At 39.3% G+C, this 6568-nt stretch carries 4 protein-coding genes; all 4 read right to left on the reverse strand.

What is annotated here, in order from left to right; translation table 11 throughout:
* Positions 1-160: 160 nt before the first annotated feature.
* The 4 genes from ACN6OV_RS12345 to ACN6OV_RS12360 all read right to left on the reverse strand — a co-directional run bounded on the left by ACN6OV_RS12345 (position 161) and on the right by ACN6OV_RS12360 (position 6328).
* Positions 161-1630: an adenylate/guanylate cyclase domain-containing protein gene (locus ACN6OV_RS12345; protein ID WP_427953358.1), complete on the reverse strand. Its 1470-nt coding sequence runs from the start codon at positions 1628-1630 to the stop codon at positions 161-163.
* A 60-nt stretch (positions 1631-1690) separates the two neighbouring features.
* Entirely contained in the window at positions 1691-2125 is a 435-nt protein-coding gene (locus ACN6OV_RS12350) for an HIT domain-containing protein (RefSeq protein WP_067762788.1), read from the reverse strand.
* Between the two features lie 228 nt (positions 2126-2353).
* Positions 2354-5815, reverse strand: coding sequence for a transcription-repair coupling factor (gene mfd, locus ACN6OV_RS12355; RefSeq protein ID WP_427953360.1), 3462 nt, complete (start codon positions 5813-5815; stop codon positions 2354-2356).
* 156 nt (positions 5816-5971) lie between these two features.
* Positions 5972-6328: a hypothetical protein gene (locus ACN6OV_RS12360; RefSeq protein WP_427953362.1), complete on the reverse strand. Its 357-nt coding sequence runs from the start codon at positions 6326-6328 to the stop codon at positions 5972-5974.
* Between the last annotated feature and the right edge of the window lie 240 nt (positions 6329-6568).

Genomic DNA, 6568 nt, shown 5'->3' on the forward strand with positions numbered 1-6568 from the left:
AAAACAGCTCACGATGAGCTGTTTTTTATGGCTCTTTCAAAAGATAGCTTTTAAGTTTGATTTAAAGGTACTGATTATCAAAAGCGCAATGAATTATTGTAAAATCATCTAGAAATAGAAAATAATGAATGCAAAATATTAGAAGAACAACGCTTTTTATTTAAGAATGGTATTCACTTTTTTTTACCGCCTCAACAACAACTTCATCTTCAAGGTTTAATTTGACAATCCCTTCGGAGTTGGTCATTTTTTGCTGAGTTTGTAGGCGTTTAATCATTCGTTCTAAGACATGAATCAATTCTGGATATTCAAAGTTTTGTACTTCATCTAGATTCAGCAACAAATTAAAGCCTTTATATTCATAATCGAACCAGCGTTGATAATCAGTTTTTTGTGAGGTGTATTTTTCCATGACTTGCCAAGTACGTACCGGACCTTTAATCCCTTTAAGGAAAATTGGTGCTTTCGGTGCGCATAAATAGTCATTTTTAACCAGATGATGTGTATCATCAGAAATTAAGATCTCATCAACTTCTGCTGCGCTTTGTAAGCGTGCGGCTAAGTTTGCATCCCGACCAACAATGGTATAAGCCATCCGATGTGCTGCTCCATAGTTCCCGACGTGACAGTACCCTGTCGAAATCCCCATACGAATATGTAATGGCGGATAACCCATTTTGATCCAGCGTTCGCGTAACAGCTTCATCTGCTGACGCATCACTATCGCCATTTCTAAACAGGTTTTTGCATCTTTTTCGACGCCTTGACTATCTGGATCGCCAAAAAAGATTAAAATTGCATCACCCATAAACTTGTCGACAGTACCTTCATATTGTTTGGCAATTTCAGTCATATGACTTAAATAGTCATTTAAAAGAAAGGCTAAATCATCTGGAATTAAAGTTTCTGATAGCTCCGTGAATCCTTGAATATCCGAAAAGAAAATGGTCATTTTCTTACGCTTATATTCAATTTTTGCCTCAGACTCACCTTTCATGATCGATTGCCAAAGCTGCATTGGGGCATATCGACTCAGTTGATTGGCAAATTCCATATAACGGTTCATTTGATCATAATAATGATCTTTTCGATTGGTTAGCGATTGGACCTGACTGGTCTGATAAAATGTACCGACACCAAAATAAGTGATCAAACACATAAAACCAAGTACGGTCAATTCACTGCTGGTAGACTCAAAATACTCTTGAAAACCAAAAATATAAATATTACACAGATAAAAAACCGCAATGCCAATCAAACTGGCCAAAGCAAACATCATAACGTTGATTTTATTATAAATGGTTGTATACAACAGCGCAAAAAGTGCAAGAAAAGTCAGTACTAAACTTAAATGAACTGCGGAAAGTAATACAGCCAGAACAATGATATCAATCAGAAAAAGGACGCTACGTTTTACACTATTATTATATTTATAAATGAGCCAATGGGAGAGTTTAGGAATTATTAGTAAGATGGCACAAAGAAAAGCAGGAATATAGATTTGGTATTGGGTATCTGGCTGAGTATAGTGATAGACAACAACCACCAAAGACAGCATGATGTATCCCATCAATCGATGGAAATACTCAAACTGCTTAGGTTCTTTGCTGATTAAATTGTCTAACGGCACTCGTTCTCCCCCATACGGACTTCCATTTTTTAACCTTCTGATCCTGTCCGTAAATTGGGATTAGTCCATACGCCAATCAAATGGCATATCGCCTTGACCACGTAGTGCTAACATTAATGTTTGACGCATATGTGCCAAGACATCGTTATTATAAGGAACAGCTGGCGTACCCCAAACTGGTTTTGGCCAAGCCACATCATTTTGGTAGCGAACAACATGATGAAAATGCAATTGAGGGACCATATTACCCAATGCAGCAACGTTCATTTTGTCTGCACGGAAAACACGTGACAATTGGCTAGATAACCAGCTTGATTCACGTAAAAATTGTTCTTGGTCAGCCTGACTTAATTCATAAAGCTCCGTGATGCCAGGCACACGTGGAATTAGAATAAGCCACGGAAATTGCATATCATTCATCAAACGACATGTTGACAATGGGAAGTCGCCTACATAAAACGTATCTTGAGCAAGTTGTGGATGTAAACTAAACATATCTTTATAAATGATGCAAAATTAGAATGATGGCTAATACTATCACATCCTAAAGGGCGTGAATATTCGGTACAGAACGTTTCATTACAAATAAATCGTATTTGAATTAAACATTTGCACTTTAGGACTGTAATAAATATCTCAAAAAAATCAAGCGTTTCTTCTTTAGAAAAAACGCTTATCAACATAACCTATAAACAATGAAACAAATGACACGCCAAAATGCGATTAATGTGCCAATTCTGTCAATAAACTATCCAATAAATCATTTATAAACTGAATCCGCTTATCATATTCTTCTAGCATGACCATTACTTTTAAACGCTGACCACCTTCCATCCGGAAGAAAGTTGGATGTTTCTGCATCATTTGAATAATTGAGATGGCTTGGACAGGTGTATCGGGTGAAAATTCAATATGACCGCCATGCGCACTAATATCAACTTTGGTAATTCCCAATTGCTCTGCCTTTAAACGCAACTGATGCACAGAAAATAGCTGCTTCACTGGTTGTGGTGGCAAACCAAATCGATCAATCAACTCCATACGGATATTATCAAGTTTCTCTTGGGTATCGGTATTACTAATGCGCTTATAGAACAGTAAGCGTTGATGTACATCACCCAAATATTCATCTGGAATCAAAGCAGGCATATGCATACTAATTTCAGCTGTAAGCGATAAAGGTGAATCAAAGTTTGGTGTTTTACCTTTTTGAATGGCTTTGGTGGCTTTTTCTAGCATTTCCATATACAGGCTATAACCAATGGTTTGCATTGAGCCACTTTGCTGTTCACCCAATAATTCACCTGCGCCGCGAATTTCTAAGTCTTCTGTGGCGAGCATAAAGCCTGCACCCAAAGTTGAAGCACGGGAAATTGCATCTAAGCGCTTTTCGGCATCACCTTTTAAACCTTTCATTGAAGGCACCAATAAATAAGCATAGGCTTGGTGATGCGAACGCCCCACGCGCCCACGTAATTGATGTAGCTGTGCCAAACCAAGTTTATCTGCACGTTCAATCAAAATCGTATTGGCATTCGGCACATCAATACCGGTTTCAATAATAGTTGAGCAAACCAATACATTATATTCTTTGTGATAGAACTGCTGCATGACCTGCTCCAGTTCACGTTCACGCATTTGACCATGTGCCACAGCAACACGCGCTTCCGGTACCAACTCTCTGAGGTTTTCCGCTGCACGTTCAATCGTATCGACTTCATTGTGTAAGAAATAGACCTGACCACCACGCAAGAGCTCACGCAGAATCGCTTCTTTAATGGCATCACCTGTATGTTCTTGCACAAAGGTTTTCACCGCGAGGCGGCGCGCGGGTGGCGTTGCAATAATCGAAAGATCTCGCATACCGCTAAAGGCCATATTTAAAGTACGTGGAATTGGCGTTGCCGTCAGTGTCAACATATCAACATCAGCACGCAAGGCTTTAATACGCTCTTTATCACGCACGCCAAAACGATGCTCTTCATCGACAATCATTAGCCCCAAATTATTGAATTGCACACTTTCCTGCAAAATTTTATGAGTACCGATGACGATATCCACTTTACCATCGGCTAAATCTTCAATGGTTTTGCTATGTGATTTGGATGTACCAAAACGTGACAGCACTTCAATACGAATCGGCCAATCCGCAAAGCGATCTTTAAACGATTCATAATGTTGCTGAGCAAGCAAGGTCGTCGGAACGAGAACCGCCACTTGCTTGTTATTCTGAACTGCAACAAAAGCTGCGCGCATGGCCACTTCAGTTTTACCAAAGCCGACATCACCACAGACTAAGCGATCCATTGGTTTGGCTTGTTGCATATCGTAAATCGTGGCTTCAATCGCATTAGCCTGATCAAGGGTTTCTTCATAAGAAAAACCACTGGCAAATTGCATATAGAGGCTTTGATCTAATTCAAAACCATAGCCCGGTTTGGAATGGCGCCGCGCTTGAATATGTAAAAGTTCCGCCGCGACATCATGAATTTGTTCAAGTGCTTTACGCTTCGCCTTAGACCATGCATCTGTACCGAGTTTATGTAAGGGCGCTAAATCTGGATCACCACCACTATAGCGACTGATTAAATGTAAATTAGTTACAGGCACATAAACTTTCGCAGCATCGGCATAATCAAGCTGCAAAAACTCATGATCTTGATCATCAATACTTAAGGTGATTAAACCTGCATACCGCCCTACGCCATAATCAATATGCACCACAGGTGCGCCAATGCTCAGTTCAGTTAAGCTACGAACTAAAAACTCTTCTGAAACTTCTTGCTGGCGTTTACGACGACGTTGAACAACCCGATGTTCATACAGTTGATTTTCTGAAATGACACTGAGCTTATCCGTCAATAACAAACCACGATCTAAGGGCGCATTGGTAATCGCAATGGCATGCATCGAGGCAATAAAATCATCAAAGCCTTCAACAGTTGGAATATCGCCTAAACTTGGGCGTAATGCATCTTTTAAAGTCTCACGACGACCAGCACTTTCAGCGACCAATAGCACTGGATAATTTGCGCTATCGATATATTGTTTCACCGCAGAAAATGGTTTTTCCCTTTTCGGGTCAACCGGTAGTCTCGGTGGAATTTCAGCAACCAGATTTAATACACCTGCCTTTTCATCAAAAGGTTCGGGAGATGCAACGATTCGACGCATCTGATTCAGATGTTCTAAAACCTGATTCGGTTGTAAAAAAATTTCATCAGGTGGCAAAATTGGTTGATCAATATTATGACGGCGGTCTTCGTAACGGCGTACCACATCTGACCAAAATTGAATCAAACTATCATCAATCGCCTTATCTGTAATGACAACGCCATTCTCTGGTAAGTACGAAAATAGCGTACTTTGCTCTTGCATTGCCGCTTTGCTAAAAAACAGCGGAAGATAGAATTCAATCCCCGGAGATGCAATGCCATCTTGGACATCTTGATAGATTGGATTTTTCTTTGGATTGGCAGATGGAAAACTTTCCGCATAACGATCGCGGAACAGTGAACGTGCTTCTTTTAATGGAAATTCTTTGGCTGGTAACACGGTAAATTGCTGTAAATTTTGTGTGGTGCGCTGTGTTTCAGGATCAAAGAATTTTAAGCTATCAATTTCATCATCGAATAGGTCAATGCGGATTGGCGCACTTTGCCCCGAAGCATAAATATCCATAATACTGCCACGAACAGCAAATTCACCATGATCATATACGGTATCAACCAGATGATACCCGGCCTGAACCAAACGTGCTTTTTGTTGTTCTAAGTCAAACTTTTGACCAACCTGAATATCAAAATGTTCACCCAACACCCACGATGCAGGTGCAACTCGCTGCGCCAAAGTCGTCGCTGAAACCAGCAATACACCTTGCTGTGGCATGTTGGATAAAATTGCTAAACGCTCAGAAACAATATCCTGATGTGGAGAAAGTCGATCATAAGGCAAAATTTCCCAATCTGGGAAAATGGTCGGTTTAATCCCGTAAAATTCCAGCTCACTTTCCAATTGCCCAAGATGCTGATTATTACGCGCAACAATAATAAACAGTTGCTTGGACTGCTTACTAATTTCTTTAAATAATAGTGCAGCAGATGAGCCTTGTAAGTTTCCGACCCACCGCTTTTCGCCAGCTTTAAGCTGTTTTAGATTGAGTTGTGAAATTTCTTGCTGGAACATGTTAATAGCTTTTAATGTTTTAATCACCTGAGCTCATATTAACACGATGCATTTTACAATCGTGATATTCTGCTCTAAATCAAACACTTTTAAGCTTGCAATCTACGTCTTTAAATTCTCTTTGTTTATAGCCAAAGAGAAACATTCTACATCTGATTATTTTCGATCACGAATAAATTGACGGTAGTAGTCATTTAAAATTTTGACATAATTTTTAAATTGCAGCAGATTTTCCTCTGTATTGCCTAAACGTACGACAAAGCGTTGATTGGCAATTTCTAGATCAATCTTTTCATTAATAATGATTGCCACTGAATAGAGTTGTTTTAAATCATTAAAGTCTTTTAATTTGCGATTGGACAAATATTCCATACGTTCTGACAACGTATTCAGCACAACACCATCAATACTATAGCCCTGTATCTCATCATACTGAATATGGTGTTCTTCTAAGTACAGTTGCTCAGGTGATTCTTTTGAACCTTTAAACAGTTGGCTTAACTTATTCAACATACAGATTTACAACGCGATACAAAACTGTATTGTACTGCGATTCCACTGTTTCAGGATGTCAATTTAACGACAATCAACTTTTACCCCCGTTCACATACAATGTTCATCTGCTCCTTTTCTAATTTGCTTTAACGCTAAAAAATATAAAAAAGCGAGGCCAAACCCACTGCTGTCCCATAGTTTAATTTAAATAAAAAAACCTGAGCCCAAATCGTTAAAATATAAGTGCGAACCAACACT

Source organism: Acinetobacter sp. (assembly GCF_050285345.1).
Taxonomy (GTDB): domain Bacteria; phylum Pseudomonadota; class Gammaproteobacteria; order Pseudomonadales; family Moraxellaceae; genus Acinetobacter.

Excerpts from the sequence above, each read along its gene's own strand:
- mfd (WP_427953360.1), bottom strand. The coding sequence starts at position 5,815 with ATGTTCCAGCAAGAAATTTCACAACTCAATCTAAAACAGCTTAAAGCT.
- ACN6OV_RS12360 (WP_427953362.1), bottom strand. The coding sequence starts at position 6,328 with ATGTTGAATAAGTTAAGCCAACTGTTTAAAGGTTCAAAAGAATCACCT.
- ACN6OV_RS12350 (WP_067762788.1), bottom strand. The coding sequence starts at position 2,125 with ATGTTTAGTTTACATCCACAACTTGCTCAAGATACGTTTTATGTAGGC.